The organism is Vibrio sp. YT-15 (genome assembly GCF_033337445.1).
In the GTDB taxonomy this organism is placed as follows: domain Bacteria; phylum Pseudomonadota; class Gammaproteobacteria; order Enterobacterales; family Vibrionaceae; genus Vibrio; species Vibrio alginolyticus.
In genome coordinates this window covers 327,579-348,656 of sequence record NZ_JAWOQR010000006.1, presented here as the reverse complement: position 1 = coordinate 348,656, position 21,078 = coordinate 327,579, and the positions used below count along the sequence as shown (strand labels likewise).

Sequence of the window (21,078 nt, the reverse complement as noted above, 5' to 3'; positions counted from 1 at the left end):
CGAAAAACTATGTTTGCGATATATTATATTGCCTCGAAATTAAATGATTGTTCATTTCACTATATAACGCAGTTATATCCGAGGGTTATCAGTTGTTGATAAAGCGATCTTTTCGACTCTTGTTCACCATGAATAAGGTGAACTTCTTTCGGAGGAGTTGGAATGCCAGAAACAAACTGTATTAAATCGTCCCTATCCGCATGTGCAGAGTAACCTGACATGGTATGTACTTGAGCCTCCACTCTAACGCGCTTTCCTTCAATCAAGATGCTCTCTTCTCCATCCTGAATTCGCCGACCTAACGTCCCTTCTGCTTGATAGCCTGCAAATAGCACATCATTTCTTTTATCTGGCAGCAATGCTTCTAAATAATTGACGACACGTCCACCTTCACACATACCAGAGGCCGCAACCACGATAGCAGCTTCTGCCGTGCTCGCGAGTCGATTGACGAGCTTTAAATGGTCAGTGTGGCTTTCGATGGTAATACATTGATCAAACGCAAGAGGGTGTCGGTGATGCTCGAGCCGCTCTTTCGCTTCAGCTCCCCAAAGCTTTTTAAATTGCCGATAGGTAGTAGTTACCTTTTTAGCCAAAGGAGAATCGAGAATAATAGGCAGAGAATCTTGCAAGGCGTGCTCATGAATAAGCTGTTCTATATCAAACAGTAACTCTTGAGTTCTCCCGACGCTAAAAGCAGGTATAACAATTACGCCACCATCCTGAAGTGCATGCTCAATAATAGAAAGCAATCGCCTACTGCGAGACTCAACATCTTCGTGAACTTTATTGCCGTATGTTGACTCGATAAACAAATAGTCAGCTTTTTCAGGCGATACCGGGTCAGGTAGGAGAGGCGTGTTACGAGGTCCCAAATCCCCTGAGAACACAACAACTTCATTGTTTGATAAATGAAACTCAACATATGCAGACCCTAAAATGTGTCCTGCTGGTTGAAAGCGAAGATAGGTATGTTCTTCTATCTCTATCCATTGGGAGTAAGAGCAAGGGCGAATAAGCGTTCGAATAAAATCGAGCAAGCTGTCCCTTTGATGGCGCCTCATGCCTAACTGGAGCTTTAATCCATCTTCTAACATAAGCGGTACGAGCTCAGCGGTGGCTTCCGTACAGTAGATAGGCCCCTTATAACCTGCAGCCAATAGCCAAGGTAGCCGACCAACATGATCGATATGAGAATGGGTTAGAACAACCGCTTTGAGATCAGAGATAGAACAGTCGATATTCAAACTCTCCTGCTGAGCATTATCTTGACCTTGTAGCAAACCACAGTCGATCAGCACACTTCCATTTTGTAATACGAGCTCGTGACAAGAGCCAGTAACCGTATTTTTCCCACCGTGGTGCAGTACTTTCATAACGAAACGACGTCTTTTCCTTTGTTAACCCACGCTTACGAGTATTTGCTTTCATATATAGCGACACCTCGCGACGTAAAGACGGCTCAGTCAATCGCGCAATGAACAAGGTAAGCAGAAAGTGGTGAATAAGTGAGCGTATTGTAGGCAAGGATAATGAGAGTAAGAAAACAGCAAAACCGAAAGTTTAGAGAGACTTAGATATTCGTCATAAATTTGACTGCGTAGCATTGCAACCTGTTGTGATGCAATTCATATTATTGCAACCATTTTCACTTAGACTTCTGAGATTAACGCGCTAGCTATACAAACATCAGCTATGCCGGAAGGAGTTTAATAATTAGTAAGCCAACAAAAAAAGCGTCACGTTTATGGCGAGTTAAGTGTCAGAAAAAAGACATTTTTTTGCAAGCTTTTTACACGTTCTACTTTTAGTTGCAACGTGTTTACTATACAATTCGTCTCCTGTTTGGAAACGCAACCATTAAACACTACGTATAAAACTTGCTTCTAGGAGCCAGACCTAGGGGCGGTAGCGTGCCCAAATCATCTGTTAGTCTCTTTCCTAACAGAAGAGAGACCAAGCAAGATAATTTTTAATAATAATAAGCACCTAAGTGCATTTCTGGCAAGATTGATTTATAAAAAACGAGAACTATTACAAATTTATGTAATTCCCTTTTGTCAGAGGGACGCTCAAAGCTAACAAAGTGGCGAGCAAATGTTGGTTAGGCATAGGTTACAATTTAAATCTCCATTTCTCATACCTATCAAAACCAAGCACTAAGCGTGTAGAAGTAGTTAACTATCGACTCAAACCGTCAGTTAGCATATACAAGCTTTGTATTTGGCCTGCCTATAAAAAGCTGTGAACCCGTGACCGTCATGAGCGAGTATCGGGGTGATTCAGTTACTTACATATTCAATATTAGAAATTAGCGTTTGCAATGCGTTACAACCCACGTTGGCTAATGTGGTTTTGTCACGCCCAAAAATCACCTGCTTGTTCTTAGGTTCGGCTTATTCAGATATGAGCGAAAAAGAATCAGCAGTATCGGACCTGTGATGCAATGGAATCCGTAAAGGGAATCAGTCGGATGCGTTATAGATTTACCTCAAACTTATTTAATAACACAGTTGGCTATCATGAATAATGCATATTTATTTGTATTTATTTTGTCGTTCGTTCTACTTTTTGTTATGCGCAAAGTTGCTAAGCGCGTAGGTCTAGTAGATAAACCCAATGCAAGAAAGCTTCACCAAGGTGTGGTGCCACTTGTAGGAGGGATCTCCATTTTCTCTACTATACTGGTGGGGTTCCTTCTGTTCTTACCAATGAATGACAACCTATCACTCTACTTATCTTGTTCGGCTGTACTCATCGTGCTCGGCGCATTAGATGACTATTACGATGTAAGTTTCAAAATTCGCCTTATAATCCAAGCAGGAATATCCCTTGCGATGATTTACATCGGAGGCCACAGCTTACACGATTTAGGCTACTTAATGGGGAGTGAAACCATTGCCCTTAATGAAGTCACTGGCGCAGTGATCACCGTTATTGCAGTAATAGGCGCCATTAACGCATTTAATATGGTTGATGGTATAGACGGCTTGCTGGGCGGGTTAGCCTCGGTCACCTTTACAGCATTAGGTATTGTGTTTGCCTACAACGGAAACGAATACTTAGCCACGATCTGTTTATTGATCGTGACTGCGATGCTTCCTTACATCTTCCTGAACTTAGGTTTCCCACTTGGTCGTCGCTTTAAGATCTTCATGGGCGATGCAGGCAGTATGTTTATCGGCTTTACCGTGGTCTGGATGCTGATTCGCGGCACGCAAGAACCAGGAGCGGTAGCCTTCAAGCCAGTCACAGCGCTGTGGTTAATTGCCTTACCATTGATGGACATGGCAACCATTATGATTCGTCGCGTTCGTAAAGGTCAGTCACCATTCCAACCAGACAGAGAACATCTACACCATATTTGTCAGCGTATTGGGCTTTCTCCAGGTGCAACGTTAATTTTCATCTGTTCGATGGCATCAATTTGTGCCGCTATCGGTTTGTGGGCTGATTTTACTGATATTAGTGAATCAATAATGTTTGTTGCTTTCTTGATTTTGTTTGCATGCTATTTTTCGGTAATTAGCCATATTTGGCGTATTTCGTCTTGGTTCAATAAGCTATTTCATACTTTAGGACTGCAGTTTACGTCTAAGTAGAAGTTAAAGAGAGGGGAAATAGTATAAGTCGAGCAATTACAGTCGGTTACTGAAAGCTGGCTGTCTCGAAATGAATAAAAACCGTCTCATGCGTAACCGAAGTCTGATATGGAATGAATATAGGAAAACTTCGCGATTTTAGTTTAAGAATTCTACAGATACCGCTGAAAAAGCCGCTTCAATAGCACAAGCGGTGATGTGATGTAGCGCAGACCAAATAAAAATTAAATAAGAAAAATGCTGGTTTATAAACACTAGTTTAGTTTTGTCAAAACTGATGCGTTTTCTATACGTGTCTCGTGTTGAACAATATAAACCATTATATGTCCCTTACGTCTAGGGCCATTAAGTTGTCTAGGAAAATATTAATGACTAAAAAGAAAATCCTTACGGTCTTTGGCACTCGTCCTGAAGCTATTAAAATGGCACCCCTTGTGCATGCATTGGCAGCAGATGATCGCTTTGAAGCAAAATGCTGCGTAACCGCTCAGCACAGGGAAATGCTAGACCAAGTACTCGAGCTATTCGAGATCACACCAGACTACGATCTGAATTTGATGAAAGCGGGTCAAACGCTTAATGATGTGACAGCCCGAATAGTACAAGAGTTAAAACCCGTCCTTCAAGAGTTTCAGCCAGATGTCGTTTTGGTTCATGGAGACACAGCGACGACTTTTGCTGCTAGCTTAGCCGCATATTATGAACAAATTGAAGTTGGTCATGTGGAAGCTGGCCTTCGCACGGGTAACATATACTCGCCATGGCCGGAAGAAGCCAATCGTCGTTTGACTGGTGTACTTACCAAGTATCACTTTGCCCCAACGGAAACGTCAAAAGAGAACCTTCTACGTGAGAACTTCACACCAGAAGACATTTTTGTTACGGGTAATACGGTTATTGATGCGCTGCTAATGGTTAAAGACAAAATCGAATCTGACAGCGATTTGAGTGCAACATTAGCGGCACAATTTCCATTCTTAGATGACAACAAAGAATTGATATTGGTTACGGGGCATCGAAGAGAAAGTTTTGGTGGCGGCTTTGAACGTATTTGCGAGGCATTAGCTCAAACGGCGAGACAACACCCAAATGTACAAATTCTTTATCCAATGCACTTGAACCCTAATGTTCGCGAACCAGTTAACCGAATTTTAGGAGATGTTGAAAATGTGTTGTTAATTGAACCGCAACAATACCTACCATTTATCTACTTAATGAGTCGTTCCCATATCATCCTAACTGACTCTGGTGGCATTCAAGAAGAAGCGCCATCTCTTGGTAAACCAGTACTAGTTATGCGTGATACAACAGAACGTCCTGAAGCTGTTGCTGCCGGTACAGTGAAATTAGTTGGTACTGACGTAGAAAAAATTACGGCCAGTCTCGATTCACTATTAAATGACGAAGAAGCGTACAAAGAGATGAGTTTTGCTCATAACCCTTATGGTGATGGTAAAGCATGCCAACGAATTTTAGACGCGTTAATAGCGCAGTAAGTTTTAATACCAAATAAATTTTTAAGGTTCATATTATGTCTTTTGAAACGATTTCAGTGATCGGTCTTGGTTATATTGGTTTGCCAACTGCAGCCATGTTTGCTTCCCGTAAGAAAAAAGTGATAGGTGTTGATGTAAATCAGCATGCGGTGGATACCATTAATAGAGGTGAAATACATATTGTTGAGCCTGATTTAGACATGTTGGTTAGCGCGGCAGTACAACAGGGTTATCTTGAAGCGACCACTGAACCGAAGTCTGCAGATGCTTTTTTAATTGCTGTACCTACACCATTTAAACCATGTAACGAAGGTGATATTCCTGAGCCGGATTTAAGCTATATCCATAGCGCGGCTAAAGCCATTGCACCCGTGTTAAAAAAAGGCGACTTAGTTATTCTAGAGTCAACTTCACCTGTGGGAGCAACTGAGCAACTGGCAGAATGGTTAGCTGAATATCGTAATGACTTGTCATTTCCACAGCAAGTAGGTGAAATAGCCGACGTTAACGTTGCTCACTGCCCAGAGCGAGTGTTACCTGGCAAAGTCGTTACTGAATTGGTTCAAAATGATCGTGTCATTGGTGGGATGACAAAGCGTTGTTCAGAGCGTTCTGTAGAGTTGTATAAAACTTTCGTCATGGGGGAATGCGTAACTACTAACGCAAGAACTGCAGAAATGGCTAAGTTAACGGAAAACAGCTCTCGTGATGTTCAAATCGCTTTTGCTAACGAGCTTTCTATTATCTGTGATGAATTAGATATTGATGTTTGGGAGTTAATCGCTTTGGCAAATCGCCACCCCCGTGTGAATATTTTACAACCAGGTCCTGGTGTTGGTGGTCACTGTATAGCTGTGGACCCATGGTTCATTGTATCGAAGACACCAAAGCAAGCTCAAATTATTCACACTGCTCGTAAGGTAAATGATTACAAGCCTGATTGGGTCATTGAAAAAGTTAAAATTGCGATTGCTGATTTCTTACAAGCAAATCCAAATAAAACAGCGAAAGATGTGACCATCGCATGTTATGGATTAGCGTTTAAGCCTGATATCGATGATTTACGTGAAAGCCCAGCACTATCCATTGCGAGAGCTATTGCGATTCAGCATTCGTCTGAAGTATTGGCTATTGAACCCAATATTAAAACATTAAATGAAGAAAATATGCGCTTAGTAACTATTGATGAATCATTAAGTAAGACTGATATTCATGTGATGCTAGTGGATCATCATCAATTTAAGAAAATTAAGTTGAATGATGCTTTTGTTATTGATACTAAGGGAATTTGGTAAGGTGTTTTTGAATTGAGGGAGTCTATTGGTTTTTTCTATTTGGTACTGGTTTTTCTAGTGCCAAGTATATTTTTAACTGATCTAGTGACAATAACTACAGGGGTTAATTTCTCAGCTATTGCTAGATTCCTAATTCTCTTGATTGTCATTGCTTTGTACGTTTTAACAACTGATCACAAAAGAGTACTACGTGATATACCATTGTTATTAATTTTAATCTCACTGCAATTATTGGTTTATATATATAATTCTCATTATTGGGAGTTATTAAATAACCTGAATTTTGTTATTAAGTTCATTTCATTATATTTTTGGTATAATGTAAGTAAAAACTTAGTAAATTATAATACTTCTAGTTACGTTAAAGTCTGCGATATGACTTTATTGTTATATTTATGTTCAATATTAATAGCGGCTATCTTTGAGGTGTCCGTTATGAGTACTTATGGTGATACTGGTAGATTTGGTTATAAAGGAGTTATTCCAGCAGCGAATGAAACAGCTCCTTTGTTACTAATATCATCTACTTGGTATGCTTTACAATTTAGTAAGAATATAAATGCTACAAACTTATTTAAGCTTTCTGTAGCTTTCCTTGCATGTGCACTTATTGGAACCAAAGCGGCTTTAATTATCAGTGTATATTCTTTGTTTGTCGTTTTCTTCGGCTTGAATAATTTATTGATAAGAGTTGTAGTTATAACTCTCTTGCTCATTTTTATATCATATTTATCTTACTTGAATTTTGACCAAATTTTATTGGCTTATCAGTCCACCCTTAGTTATTTTGAATCAAAAATGGTAGGCACAGGTTTAGAAAGTTGGGTATTCGCCTTACTATCTGGTAGGAATCACAAGTTAGAATCTATACTAGATGTGTATTTTTCAAGTGAAATCTATTGGTATTATTTATTGGTGGGTTCATATAGTGTAGGTACATATATGTCCGAATTAGATTTGGTTGATACGATTTTATTATTTGGATTTCCTATTGGATTGATTATGTATTATCTCTATTTCTATGCAATATACAAGATTTCCTATAATCAGGATATTGGCTTGTCATTTTGTATACTACTTTGCTTTTTGTCTATTCTTGCTGGACATGTGGTTTTTTCAGCAGTCTATTTACCTTTCATGATGGCGATGTTCTTTAAGAATTACAGGTATGGTTATGGTCAATAAGTTTTTGTCTTTGGGGCGCTTTTTCTATTCGTCAAGATTATTTTTTTTAGGTGAATTGATTAGAATATCGATAAGGCTTATATTCGGTTGTTCTATTGATCCGAGAACTAAAATAGGAAAAGATGTAGTTTTTGGTTATAACGGAATTGGTATAGTAATTCACCCTAATGTTGTTATTGGAAACAATGTAACCATCGCACAAAATTGTACAATTGGAGGGAGGTTTGGATGTAAACGGTTACCAGAAATTTCTGATAATGTTTATATTGGGGCGGGAGCCGTTATTATAGGTGACGTTAAGATTGGAGATGGAGCGGTTATTGGAGCAAATGCAGTTGTAACTAAATCGGTACCAAGTAACATAACAGTTGTCGGTGTCCCTGCTAGAGAAATAAAAAAATGATATATATTTACTCAACAAATCCAGAAAGTATAACTGGTGGAATAGCAAAAACAGTAAGTACTTTAGTCGCTTCCCTAAAAAATAAGAAAATAGAACATAAAGTAATTTCAACTCATATTGATACAAATAATAGATTTGAAAAAATAAAATTAATTTTATTTTCTATGAAAAGTGCATTTCTTACTAATCACAATGATGTCGTTTATTTAAATGCTGGGGGAAAAATTTCTATATTCAGAAAGTTTATCATAGCATTAATAGCAAAGTGTAAAGGTGCAAAGGTTTTATTGCATATACATGGTCCCTCTTTGACAGATAATTTGGATTCGCGATATTATCGTTGTTTTTTTAAAATCATGTGTAAGTCGATTGATCAACTAGTTGTACTGACACCTTGGTGGGTAGAGCAACTGAGTTGTTATCACAATAAAATTACGATATTACCAAATTCAGTTGATCTCGATGTAGCGGCAGTCCCTAGAGCAAAAAGTGAAGGTGAGAGGCTTCTTTTTCTTTCTCGACTTGAGAAAGAAAAAGGCGCGGATATTGCTATTATGTCACTGCTTTTTAATTCGTGTAAGCTAACTATCGCTGGCGAAGGACAAGATAAAGAGCGCCTAATAGGACTGGTTAAGAAACACAAACTTGAAGATCGAGTTGTGTTCTATGGTTGGGCAAATGAGAGTGATAAAATAACCTTACTAGAAAATCATGATGTTTTTTTACTTCCTTCTCGAGGAGACTCTTTTGGTATGGGGTACATAGAAGCCATGAGTTATGGACTGCCCTGTGTTGGTTTAAATTATAAGTCACTTATAGATGTTATCACAGACGATGTTGGATTAATTGTAGATATTAATGGCAAAGAAGACATTGATATAGCCAAAGAAGTTGGCCGAAGCTGCCAATGTTTAGTTAACGATAATATTTTATACAACAAGTTATCAAAAGGAGCTATTGAGAAAGTTCGTAAAGTATATTCGTCAGATATCGTAGTTAAAAAATTTATAGATTATTTATACTAAATGCTAAATAAAATTTATCTCGCCATTTCGAGTGCTATACCTGTAATCTTTCGAATTTTAGTTCTCTTTATTTCTTCTAAAATTATTATAGGAGATAGTGTATCAAGCTTTGTTAATGATTATAATGTCGTTCTCGCAGTTTCACTTTTATCATCCATGGGAGTTGCATCTCACTGTTTGGTATACACATCGAAAGATAATAGTAAAAACTATCTATTTACATCACTAGTTTTTGTTTCTATAACCTCATTAATGGCGGCTTTGGCAATATACTTTCTTTGGCAGTACCAATATGTATATTACTTTAAAAGCTTAGTCGCTTACTCATGCTCTTATTCATTTTATATGGTTTTACGTCATTTTTTTTTAGGAAAACAACGTTATTTAACTATAGTTATTTATGAATTGTTCATATGTGGAATATTCCTGTTGTCATTATGCTTTTACAACGTTACTACCTCTGATGACTTATTTGAAGTGCTATCATTTTCTTATGCGTTTGTTACAATAATTCTAATTTCACGTAATATAAAACTTTCATTCTTCTTTGAAGAATTAAATAAAGAAAATAGCCTCAAATATATTGCACACTCTAGCTTATCAAACTTTATTTCTAGTGGCATTGGTTTTCTTATTCCTAGCTATATAAATCATTTTATTAGCAAAGATATAGTTCTTAATATAAGCTTAATACAACAAATGTCATCTTTAGTGACATTTGTAACTAGAAACGTCTCTCTTTTTTATATCGCGATTTTCTCAGCCACTCAAGATTTGTATAGAAACTATTGTAACTTTACAAAAATTAACAATATAGTTCTAAGCCTATCTATACTTGTATTTGTTATTTCTCTATCAATATATAGTATATTGTTTAAACTTGATGTTTATTTTTCGTTGACAAGCCTGTTTGTTATACTTTTTGTGGTATTTTCTCAAGTATCATTACCAGCATCAAATATTTTGATGGTTAGAAATAAAGTAGAAAAAATTACTTTTTCTAATGGTGTGTTTTGTTTGTTATGTATTGTCGTGTTTTTATTGTTCATCTTGGTTTATGGGATGCTTGAATTGCAACCGTGGAAGGCAGCGACCCTGTTGTATATATTGCTTTGCTTGAATCAGATAGTTAAAAGTTACATGATCTTAAACTTCGCAAAAATGGAGCTCAGTATTAAATGATTTACAGAGAATTCTGATATTTATTCGGCGACTTTGTTAATTATACGGTAATTTCCAACTATATCTTACACTAGTAGAAGTTGAGTCGAATTAGGAAGAGGCCATAAGCGTCAAAATTTAGCTATCGAATTGGCTTTTTTGTGTAATTACGGTAAAAACGAAGATTAACATAATTGAGTGATTATTCAACAAGACATTGAGTTTCGGGCATACCTACCCCTGTAAGCCGGTTCAATGCTTCTATCATGGGGTAAGTTTCACTAACTTGAGCATTGTAATTTCTTAGGCTTAATATCCAACCTCGTAACGGCTTTACTCGATACATTGCTGTTTCTGAGATTGAATGTGATAGTTATAACGCTTTTTATTAGAAGCGCAGAGTTTTTGGCAATATACCGCTAAATCCCGAGGTTGAACATTTTTCCAAAAAGCTGCCCCTTCTCTAGAGGGTTAAGTGGAACAGCTCATTTAATTCGCATTGCATAGTGACAACCCCTTGTGTCAGGAGCGAATAGCCATCGACAGATATCTCTAGGATTCTTCTACGTGACTGCTTGATTTAGTTCGTTAGAGCTTCAGCGTCGGTGACAGTAGATAAACTAGAGTCTGCTGCGACTTTTTGTGAGTGATTGTATCTACTAGAGATATGCAGTTTTTCTAGGCTCTGCGTTTACCGTCATACAGTGTTTTTTGATTTTCCCTTCACCTTCGTCATAAAAATTTAGAGGCTTGTAGCACCTAAAGCTAGACGCTGTATTGCACCCTTAGTTTTTGTGTTAAACGAAGCATCATCTGGCTTAGATCTTAGGCTGATACAGATGTGCTTAAACATGCAGAGTAGTGAAACGACTTTAAAAGCAAGTATTAAGCATAAAAGAATGATGTGTACGATGAATTCTGAGTATCTCTTGAAGGTTCTGACGAACCTTTATTTACTGGTTGTTCAAAAGTTTCCGTTCATTTTAGGTGAGATTTATACGGGGCTTATTATTAAGGTTCAGTCGATGAACAGTTACTAAAATATTTATTTGTATGGATTGTTATATTGTGAAAATTAAAAGATTTATTCTTAATAATATAAGTTTATTGCCAAATTTCATCTTGCTATTTTTAATGAGATTTAATCGAAATCCTAATTTTGTATATGGAAGTAAATATAGAAATTATAGAGAGATTCTTACGAAAAATGATAAAGATAAAGTTCAGGAGGTTGATCTTCTTACTAACATAGTTAATAGATGTAGAAACGAAGTTCCATATTATAAAAATTATGAAAAATTTTCTACTATCGAAGAATTCGAAGACAACATTCCTTTCATTGATAAAGATAAAGTACTTGCAGATTTTAATTCGTTTCTTAACTCTTCAATTGACCTTAAAAATTACGATAGAGGAACAACGGGAGGGACTAGTGGTAAACCATTACGGCTAGTTATGCCACCAGATCGTTATATTGTTGAATTGGCAACTATTCATCATCTATGGTCAAAGGTTGGATATGATTTTAGTACACGAGCCGTTATACGAAACGCTAAATTGCCAGAAAACAAAGTATATACGGTTAATCCTATTACTAAAGAGATAATATTTGATGGATTTAAATTAAATGATGAATATTTTGAAAAAATATACCGCGTTCTTTTAAAAAATAAAGTTGAGTTTATTCACTGTTACCCATCAGTTGCTTACACTTTTTCAAAGTTTTTATATAAACGTTGTTTAGATACTTCATTTTTAAAGGCTTTCTTATGCAGTTCTGAAAATGTGATTATATACCAAAAAGAATTTATTGAAAGTTCACTAGGTATTAGACTGTATTCATTTTACGGTCATAGTGAGAAATTAATATTAGCAGGTAATAACATAGAGAATAATAATATTTCTGAAAACTATAAAATAGAGTCTAGATACGGTTACTTCGAACTGATAGATGAAAATGGTAAAGTTATTAAAGAAAAAGGTATTTTAGGCGAAATAGTAGGCACAACATATCACAATATAGGTATGCCTTTGATAAGATATAGGACTGGAGATTTCGCGAGTTATATTGAGTATGACCAAGATAAAGATATTAAAATCATTGGACCTATAAAAGGACGTTGGCTTGGAGAAAAAATATATAATGATGATATGAGTTTTATAACACCAACAGCATTGAACTTACACTCAGAGTTATATGAAAAAATAGATGGCTTACAATATAGACAAACAAAACCTGGATTCTTGGAAGTATTGATTATAAAGGGCAGTACTTATGATGATAAATGTGAGTCTATTCTTATGAAACATTTTAAATCCGCGATGAAAGCGGGAACTACCATAGAAATAATATATGTAGAAGAGTTAATAAAACAAAAAAATGGTAAGTTTTTATTGTTGTTATCTAGCGTTAAGGCTTAAAATATGAGGAAAAGTGTATTATGGTATTTTAAACGCCTTAGGAAAATGCCTCTTTTAGAGATTGGTTCAAGGGTATTGGAGTTGATGTACTATAAATCCGATTGCTTTAGGTTCAAGAATGGGTGGATTAGCCACAAATCAACACGTTTGAATTTGGATGTTGTTCATGATTACGCTGTCATAGAATTGGAAGAGGGAAAAAATATCATTGACAGAGGTGTTTTGGTCGAGGAAATTGATAATTCAAATTGGTTTAAATCGAATCGAATTCCAACAAACTTTGATTTGAGATTATATTGGGAAGGACACCGATTCAAAGAATATATAGTGTTGGCAAGGGAAGATAATGGGGAAGAGTTACTGAAGAGTAGTTTAAAATCCTGGATGAATCACAATAAACCCTTGAAGGGTTTAAATTATATATCAACAATGGAATGCGCAATTCGCTGTATAAATTTGTTCTCGTCTTTAGTAATTTTAAAAAGAGCTAAAGGTGATATTTCTCAGGAGTTGATTGATATATCAAACTCATTCTTTATCACTAACTATGACTTAATTAGACATAGGCTATCTCTGTTTTCATCTCGTGGTAATCATACGTTATTCGAATATGCAGGCCTTGTGATAATTTGTCACGCCTTATCTAAATCAGAATTAAGTTTTTGGCAAGGTAAACTAGAATCTGAGTTTGATTATCAAACTTTTAATGATGGTTCTGGAATTGAACAGAGCACAGCATATCATTTGTTTAACATTGAGCTTTGTTTATTAATTCATAGTGTTATTTCCAGTGATAGTATATTATCCACTTTGAAAAGAGCCGCTCCGTTTATATCGAATTTTATATCAAGTGATAGTGTTGTAAGGTTTGGGGATAGTGATAGTAGCTACTTTTTTGACTGGAATTCGACACTTAGATTGTTATCTACTTTTGATACTGATCATAAAGAGTATATTAAAAACTATAGTGATGCTGGGTTAGCAGTTATTCGTAATAATATAGGAACCTGTTATTTTAAATATGGTTATTTTGGTATGCCACCTCTGTTCGGACATGCTCATTATGACTTTTTGAGTGTAGTATTTAAAGATATGAATAACTCGCTAGTTTCAGCTGATAGCCAAACATATACTTATACTTCTTTTGAACGTGCAAGTTATCGTTCTTCAAAATATCATTCCATGCCAAGTTTTGGTGAAGATGATATTAAACAATTAACACCTTTTTCTTGGAGCAGAGGCGGTTCGGGGAAATTATTAGCAACTAGTGAAAGTTTGATTAAGGCATCATATTCAAAAGAAGATGGTACAAAATTAACTCGAAGCGTTCATTTTGGTGATGATTATTTTATGATCGTAGATGAGGTTGATTTTGAAGGTTCTAATGTAACTGTTGGTGATTTTAAACTCTGTGTGAGATGGCTGCTTCTCTCTAGCGTATTTGATATGTCTTTTTTTGAAGTTGACGCACACGAAAAAATTTCTAATATAGACCCTCTTACCGAAAAACTTGATTATTCTAAATTATACGGTTGTAAAGAAAATAATATTTTAACCTGCTTGTCATTTGAGATTAGTAAGTCTAGTAGACTAGTGAGCGTGTTTAAAGCAAGAGATTGTTCATCTAATCATTTAGATTATTTAGATTGTTTAATAAATAGTGCGTCTAGGAAATAGTTGTAAACGTGGTTATTAAAAAGTATGAAAAACTGTAAGGTTAATGGTGTTAAAATTAACGCTGTAGATTCTAGATTTGAACTGATCGAGAGTGCATTCAAACAAAAAAGTATTTTAATTGCAGTTAACGCAGAGAAAATATTAAATTCAACGCCACAGTCCATAAATATTATAAACAGAAATATGGGATACCCTGATGGATATGGTGCGGTTTTGGCTTTAAAGCGTAATGGTTTTCAGGAAGCTATTAAAATTCCTGGTTGCGAGTTGTGGTTAGATATTATTTCTCGCTTCTACAAAAATAAAAGATTCTATTTTATTGGAGGAAGGCAAGAAGTAATTGAAAGCACGGTTGTTAAGTTAAAGAAAGAATTCCCACAGATAAATATTACAAATTTTAGAAACGGTTACATCGCTAATGATCGGGAAAAGCAGGATTTAATTAACGATATAATTGATAAGAAGCCGGATATTGTTTTTGTTGCTATGGGGTCACCGCTACAAGAAATTCTAATGGAGGAGTTAAGTAAGATACATCCAGCTCTTTATCAAGGACTAGGTGGTAGCTTTGACGTATATACAGGGAAAGTAAATAGAGCTCCTGAATGGTGGTTAAAAAACAACCTAGAGTGGTTGTATAGATTATTGCAAGAACCATTCAGAATTAAGCGGCAAATTCATTTGGTTAAGTTTCTTTTTCTTCTTTATTCGGGTAGATTTAATAGCTAAAAATACAAAAACTGTGATTGTTTCCGATTCTAGTAATCACAATCAGGGCAAGGTCAAGAAAAATCGCGTCGAGTAGGGCATGGCCTAGACGTGACTATTCGCACTGGCTCCCACTTTGCCTATTGAGTGATCATTGCTAGCGTTCATGCTAACTGCATTACTAAGAAAAAATCCAAATTCTCATCTTCACCACCTATTGCATCGGATATCAACGAAGCTAGTGCGTTGATATCTGAGTTATGGGAGCAATTGCGCCATTATGAAGATAGGCTCAAAACGAGCAGCGCTAATTTCTCTAAATATCCTTCCTCCGATGGGACTCAAGAGCGGGCTTAACGAAAAAAGCTCAAAGCTCTAGTGGTCGCAATCCGAGAGGAGCTAAACAGCGTCACGAAGGGCATAAACGACAACCCTCAGAACTAAAAGAGTCCGATATTGTTGTCGATTGTTATCCTGAAAACACATGCCCTTGCTGCGGTGACACTGACCTCGAAATGAGTGATACACCGTTTTATCGCCACCAAGTTCATGAAATCCCACCACCACACATAGACATTATCGAATATTGGCTCTATTCAAGCATGCGGATAGGTCATAAAAGTATAAAAACCAAGCGATGTCCCTCAAGGGATTATAGGGCCAAATTAATGAGTCATATCGCCATACTGGCTGGTCAATATTATCGCAGCGTTCGAAAAAATACGTTCCTTACTGCAAGAGCAGTTTGGCACGACCTTCTCAGGTGGTGCCATAAGTAAAGCGCATTACCTCTATGCTTACACCTCTGCATCAAGCAAGTAAAACCAATATATACAATCTGCGCCATTTTCACATGTAGATTAAACGTATCACTCGAGAAATGATGAGGAGCGTCTACGTTGGTGCTGGTTAGTCGCAAGTGGTGACTTAGTCTATGAAAAAATTCTTTACTCTCGCTCTACGCATTCAGCAAAAACGATACTAGATTCAGACTATTGTGGCATCGTGGTCTGCGACCAGTATAGCGGCGACAACTGGCTTTCTCAGGATAAACATCAACTATGTTGGTCGCATGTTATTCGCAATTTACAACAAATTGCTGATTACTAAGGTAAGGGCCACACTGCCAAAATAGGTCAGCGCCTTGTACTGCTGAGCAAATTAGTCTTTCGAACTCGGCATTGTTGGGAGGCTGGCAAAATCGATGATGCTCTATACCTAAATCGATTGCGTGGCTTCTTTATGCAGCGAAAAATCAGCTATGGAACAACCTCTGATGCAGGCGATAAGTTCCGAGATAGGCTCCACTCGCTAATAAAAACCTGCAAGAAGAGGCTGAGATCTTCGCTCGAGACTCTAACTCGCATTGTAACTGCTGTGATCTCACAGCAACCATACCCTAATGTCTTCGACCTCAACGAAACTAGCTTTTACGCAAACGCTTAGTCAATAACCTGTTGGTGAACAGTTACTTGTCAATAGCTCGGGGGAATAGTTACAACCTCAAAGCCGCTCTCAGAATAAAACAATGCAGAAATATGTGTTGTAAGAGTTAGGGTTAGTAGTTAAACATCTATTTCGAGGCTGCTTTTGTGGAAGTTTCTATATCAAGCTAGGCTGCTAGCTTTGGTTAGACGACGCATTAATTAAAATGAAACTTGATGCAAATGTAAAGTTAATGAAAAATAAGTAGTTTAATAAAGGTGCTTAGGCCCTTATTACGTATTTAAAACTTCAGTAGTGGCATGACCAATGATAAAAATGATAACTGTGGGGGCTGTGGTGTGTTCACTGCCTTTTTATGTAGGTGCAGCAAAAGTAACTGAACAGTTAGAGCGCTTACCCTCTAATCAGAGCTTTACTGGCTTAACGCAGACACCCAATGCTCAGTCGTTAAATTTCGGTGATTTTTCTTTCACATATGCACAAGGGTTACCATGGCGAGAGCGAGTTAACGAGCTAGATTCACTTAAGTTTTCGCTTGGGGTACAGGAGGGTTTGGAAGCACATGCACGTATAGTGACTGAAACTTATAACTGTAAAGGTTTTTTGGAAGCGGGATGTGGGATCCGCGATCTATCTTTGTCATTTAAATATCAGTTCCCCAATTGGTTGAATTTCAATAGCTTCAACCTTGCCGTCGGTGTTCAGGATCTAGGAGGGGCGGCCAACCATTTCCAGACGAATTATGTGGTTGGAGATTACACAACCCATCTTGCTCCATTACGTTTTTCTGCTGGTTATAGTATTTCAGATATCGAGCTAGGAGTCATGGATGGGGTATTTGGAGGTGTGGAATATCAGCCATTTCGTTTTATGCAACTCACAGCAGAATACGATGCTGTCGAGTTTAACTCTTCAGTGAAATTTTTCACACCAAAAGGAGTGTTGCCACATGACATAGCAGCTTCACTCAGCTATCAGCTTTATTCAGGACATGATTCTGACGAGGCGACGGTGTGGAATGCTGCTCTTTCAATACCTTTGATATCTGACTACACGCGCTCAGTAAACTTTTCTCAAAATGATCTGTCGTTGAGAGATAGGCTTTTTGTAGAACAGAAGAAGTTTCAAGATGCTTCGATATCAACTTTGGTGAGTGCGTTAAAAAATGAAGGTTTCGTTAACGTTCAAGTGGGGTTGGTCAATGATAGAGTCGTGGTGGCTTTAGAAAACCGCCGCTACAACCATAATCAAGTTGACGGGCTAGGTGTGGCTCTGGGGATTGTATCGAGTCATTTCGGTCAAAATGCGGCGCAAGATATTGGCGCTGCATCGGATCAATTTGAACTTGTGATGCTTGCCAACCAAAAACCAGTGGTCAGCGTTTTGTCTAACTCTAACTGTTATCAAAGTTTTGTCAATGGCAGCGCAGTTTGCGATGACATTCAGTTTATCACGCGCGATTTGTCGGAAAGATTAGACATGGTTGATTGGAAAACGAAGCGAGTCAATTCAGGCACTTTAGATTCGCAGATCGTACTTTCCCCTATGGTAAGGCATGGCGTAGCAACCGAGTACGGAGTGTATGATTACTCTTTTGCCATGTCTAGCAACTTATACACCTACCTATGGTCTGGTGCGGCAATTGATGTTCGTCATATTTTACCTTTAGCAGAAAGTGATGATTTTGAAGAGGGTGGGTATTTCGAAGACAGCGTATACGAGAACGAGATTGAGCGTGCAATGGTACATCAGTTCTTCCGTTTACCGTATGTCGATATAGCAAACCAGGTCTCTCTAGGCTTGGTTAAGTCGGATTATATCGGTGCGCGCAGCGAATCAGCTTGGTTCTCTCAATCGGGCAACCATGAGTTGGGATTAGAGATGAGCTATTTCCAACATCAAGACGAAAAAGACAAAAATGGTTATGCGAACCCAGATCGCCAAACCTTTTTAACTCGTTACACATTCTCTATGCCAGAGTGGGATTGGCAGTTTAACGCAACTGCTGGAGAGTTTTGGAAAGGAGATGTTGGCGCAAAATTCACGACATCACATTGGTTTGAAGACATAGAAGTATCGGCAAGTTATCAGGTGACAAAGTTTAACGATACAGACGAAGAGCAGTTTGTCACTGTGTCAGTAAAGCTGCCATTAACGCCATGGCGTGATATGTCACCGGGAGTAATACAGGTTCGTGGCAACGAAGCCTATGATTTCAACGTTATGACACGAGTGGGTAATGATTCTAACTACTTAGCGGCAGGCCAGGGTGATGAACTCGTAATGGATAATAGTATGCTTCGCCGTTACTTTAACCGAGGCCGCTATGGTCAAGAGTACTTTGAACAGAACAAGCTGCGCATCCGCAACGCTTATTTGCGTTACTTGGGTACTCAATTGAATTAAGTTGTGTTGCTAGTTAGGCTTTTAGTTAATCACCGCACTCTACCGAGAGTGTCGGTGCTTTGATATGCTAGCGTCAGTTAAATAATAGGAAATAAAAATGAAAATTGCTGTCGCAGGCACGGGCTACGTCGGTTTGTCCAATGCCATGTTATTGTCGCAAAACCATGAGGTTGTGGCGCTTGATATTATCCAAGAAAAAGTGGATTTGTTGAATAACAAGCAATCTCCAATTGCGGATGCCGAAATTGAGGATTTTTTAACAAACAAAGAGTTAAACTTTGTCGCGACGCTAGATAAAGAGCTGGCTTACAAAGACGCAGAGTTTGTTGTCATTGCCACACCAACGGATTATGACCCTCAAACGAACTACTTTAACACCTCTTCAGTTGAAGCTGTGATTAAAGATGTGATGGCGATTAACCCAGATGCGGTTATGGTGATTAAGTCGACTGTACCTGTGGGTTATACTGCGCGCATTAAAGAAGAACTCGGTTGTCAGAATGTCATGTTCTCTCCAGAGTTTCTTCGTGAAGGTAAAGCACTTTACGATAACCTCCACCCGTCTCGCATCATCGTTGGTGAGCGTAGCGAACGTGCAGAGAAGTTCGCTAATCTTTTGGTCGAAGGTGCGGTAAAAGAAGATATCTCGGTTCTGTTTACTAACTCTACAGAAGCAGAAGCGGTTAAGTTGTTTTCAAACACTTACCTTGCGATGCGCGTGGCTTATTTCAATGAGTTAGATTCGTATGCTGAAGCACACAACCTTGATGCGCGCCAAATTATTGAAGGTGTAGGCTTAGACCCTCGTATTGGTAACCACTACAACAACCCTTCATTCGGTTACGGCGGGTACTGTTTACCGAAAGATACAAAGCAACTGTTAGCAAACTATCAGGATGTTCCAAATAACATTATTGGAGCTATTGTTGATGCAAACCGCACTCGTAAAGATTTTGTCGCAGAGTCTATTCTCAAGCGAGAACCAAAAGTTGTGGGCATTTATCGCTTAGTTATGAAAGCTGGCTCAGACAATTTCCGCGCTTCGTCTATTCAAGGCATTATGAAGCGTATTAAGGCAAAAGGCATCGAAGTTGTGGTATATGAACCAGTACTTCAGGAAGATGAGTTTTTTAACTCACGTGTAATCAAAGATATGAATGAGTTTAAACAAAGTGCAGATGTGATTGTCTCTAACCGTATGGTTGAAGAACTAGCTGATGTTGCTGATAAAGTTTACACCCGTGACCTGTTTGGTAGCGATTAATTAGTCTTTATATTCAAAATAATATAACAGGCTCCCTCAGAGGAGCCTTTTTTTAGTTGGTAATGGTTATGATTAAAAAATGTTTATTCCCTGCAGCGGGCTACGGCACACGTTTCCTTCCTGCAACTAAGTCGATGCCGAAAGAAATGATGCCAGTGGTGAACAAGCCATTGATTGAATACGGTGTTGAAGAAGCGATTGAAGCCGGTATGGACGGTATGTGCATCGTCACAGGTCGTGGTAAGCACTCGTTAATGGATCACTTTGATAAAAACTATGAGTTAGAGCATCAAATTAGCGGTACAAGTAAAGAAGCGCTGCTTGATGATATTCGTTCTTTGATTGATTCTGCGAGTTACACTTACATTCGTCAGCGTGAAATGAAAGGCTTAGGTCACGCTATTCTTACGGGACGTGAACTGGTCGGTGATGAACCGTTTGCTGTTGTGCTCGCGGATGACCTATGTGTGAATGAGGACAAAGGCGTTCTAGCGCAAATGGTTGAGCTGTACAAACAGTTCCGCTGTTCAATCGTTGCGGTACAAGAAGTGCCGGAATCAGAAACACATAAATACGGTGTGATTGCTGGCGAGATGATCAAAGATGATATCTTCCGCATTGATAACATGGTAGAAAAGCCAGAGCCAGGCACTGCACCTAGCAATCTAGCGATTATTGGTCGCTATATTCTGACACCTGATATCTTTGAACTGATTGAAAATACAGAGCCAGGTAAAGGTGGTGAGATTCAAATCACCGATGCGCTGATGCAACAAGCTCAATCTGGTTGTGTTTTGGCATACAAATTTAAAGGTCAACGCTTTGATTGCGGTAGTGTAGAAGGCTACATTGAAGCTACAAATTACTGCTACGAGAACCTTTATAAGAAAGATTCCAGTGCGGAGCTAGCGAAAAAGCCAACCGTGAAAATTGCCGAGCCAGCGTAGGTCGGAACTTTCTATTAGGTACTCCGACGGTACAACACAAAC

At 38.0% G+C, this 21,078-nt stretch carries 13 protein-coding genes and 2 pseudogenes; 13 read left to right on the top strand and 2 right to left on the bottom strand.

Annotated elements, in window-relative coordinates:
• Positions 1-59: 59 nt before the first annotated feature.
• A complete protein-coding gene (locus R7D93_RS14555; RefSeq protein WP_225496723.1) occupies positions 60-1,376 on the bottom strand; it encodes an MBL fold metallo-hydrolase in 1,317 nt (438 codons plus the stop codon).
• A 1,146-nt stretch (positions 1,377-2,522) separates the two neighbouring features.
• Between R7D93_RS14555 and wecA the strand changes: the two genes are divergently transcribed.
• The 6 genes from wecA to R7D93_RS14525 all read left to right on the top strand — a co-directional run bounded on the left by wecA (position 2,523) and on the right by R7D93_RS14525 (position 9,006).
• Positions 2,523-3,602, top strand: coding sequence for a UDP-N-acetylglucosamine--undecaprenyl-phosphate N-acetylglucosaminephosphotransferase (gene wecA, locus R7D93_RS14550; RefSeq protein WP_213908344.1), 1,080 nt, complete (start codon positions 2,523-2,525; stop codon positions 3,600-3,602).
• Between the two features lie 368 nt (positions 3,603-3,970).
• A complete protein-coding gene (gene wecB / locus R7D93_RS14545; RefSeq protein WP_213868572.1) occupies positions 3,971-5,098 on the top strand; it encodes a non-hydrolyzing UDP-N-acetylglucosamine 2-epimerase in 1,128 nt (375 codons plus the stop codon).
• 35 nt (positions 5,099-5,133) lie between these two features.
• Complete coding sequence (gene wecC, locus R7D93_RS14540) at positions 5,134-6,393, top strand: UDP-N-acetyl-D-mannosamine dehydrogenase (RefSeq protein WP_213868570.1); 1,260 nt, start codon at positions 5,134-5,136, stop codon at positions 6,391-6,393.
• A 435-nt stretch (positions 6,394-6,828) separates the two neighbouring features.
• A complete protein-coding gene (locus tag R7D93_RS14535) occupies positions 6,829-7,578 on the top strand; it encodes a hypothetical protein (RefSeq protein ID WP_225496725.1) in 750 nt (249 codons plus the stop codon).
• A complete protein-coding gene (locus tag R7D93_RS14530; RefSeq protein WP_213868566.1) occupies positions 7,568-7,981 on the top strand; it encodes a serine O-acetyltransferase in 414 nt (137 codons plus the stop codon). Before R7D93_RS14535 ends, R7D93_RS14530 begins: the two co-directional genes overlap by 11 nt.
• Entirely contained in the window at positions 7,978-9,006 is a 1,029-nt protein-coding gene (locus R7D93_RS14525) for a glycosyltransferase family 4 protein (RefSeq protein WP_213868565.1), read from the top strand. Before R7D93_RS14530 ends, R7D93_RS14525 begins: the two co-directional genes overlap by 4 nt.
• Before the next feature lie 1,363 nt (positions 9,007-10,369).
• Here R7D93_RS14525 and R7D93_RS14520 read toward each other — a convergent pair.
• A pseudogene (locus R7D93_RS14520) lies at positions 10,370-11,011 on the bottom strand (IS5/IS1182 family transposase); the annotation flags it as partial.
• Between the two features lie 224 nt (positions 11,012-11,235).
• Between R7D93_RS14520 and R7D93_RS14515 the strand changes: the two are divergent.
• The 7 genes and pseudogenes from R7D93_RS14515 (at position 11,236) to galU (ending at position 21,036) form a co-directional block, all read left to right on the top strand.
• On the top strand, positions 11,236-12,588 hold the full coding sequence (locus R7D93_RS14515; protein ID WP_213868564.1) for a hypothetical protein: 1,353 nt from the start codon (positions 11,236-11,238) through the stop codon (positions 12,586-12,588).
• 147 nt (positions 12,589-12,735) lie between these two features.
• The gene (locus R7D93_RS14510; protein ID WP_225496726.1) at positions 12,736-14,265 is read left to right on the top strand and encodes a heparinase II/III family protein; all 1,530 of its coding nucleotides are present in this window, start codon (positions 12,736-12,738) and stop codon (positions 14,263-14,265) included.
• 24 nt (positions 14,266-14,289) lie between these two features.
• Positions 14,290-14,994, top strand: coding sequence for a WecB/TagA/CpsF family glycosyltransferase (locus R7D93_RS14505; RefSeq protein ID WP_213868562.1), 705 nt, complete (start codon positions 14,290-14,292; stop codon positions 14,992-14,994).
• Between the two features lie 156 nt (positions 14,995-15,150).
• Positions 15,151-16,419 (top strand): annotated as a pseudogene (locus R7D93_RS14500) (DUF6444 domain-containing protein).
• A gap of 306 nt (positions 16,420-16,725) precedes the next feature.
• Positions 16,726-18,825, top strand: a complete 2,100-nt coding sequence (locus R7D93_RS14495) for a YjbH domain-containing protein (RefSeq protein ID WP_395237239.1) — start codon at positions 16,726-16,728, stop codon at positions 18,823-18,825.
• Between the two features lie 97 nt (positions 18,826-18,922).
• Positions 18,923-20,089 carry a nucleotide sugar dehydrogenase gene (locus R7D93_RS14490; RefSeq protein ID WP_213868560.1) on the top strand — a complete coding sequence of 389 codons (1,167 nt, stop codon included), beginning with the start codon at positions 18,923-18,925 and terminating at the stop codon, positions 20,087-20,089.
• A gap of 68 nt (positions 20,090-20,157) precedes the next feature.
• Positions 20,158-21,036 carry a UTP--glucose-1-phosphate uridylyltransferase GalU gene (gene galU, locus R7D93_RS14485; protein ID WP_005397961.1) on the top strand — a complete coding sequence of 293 codons (879 nt, stop codon included), beginning with the start codon at positions 20,158-20,160 and terminating at the stop codon, positions 21,034-21,036.
• Positions 21,037-21,078 lie beyond the last annotated feature (42 nt).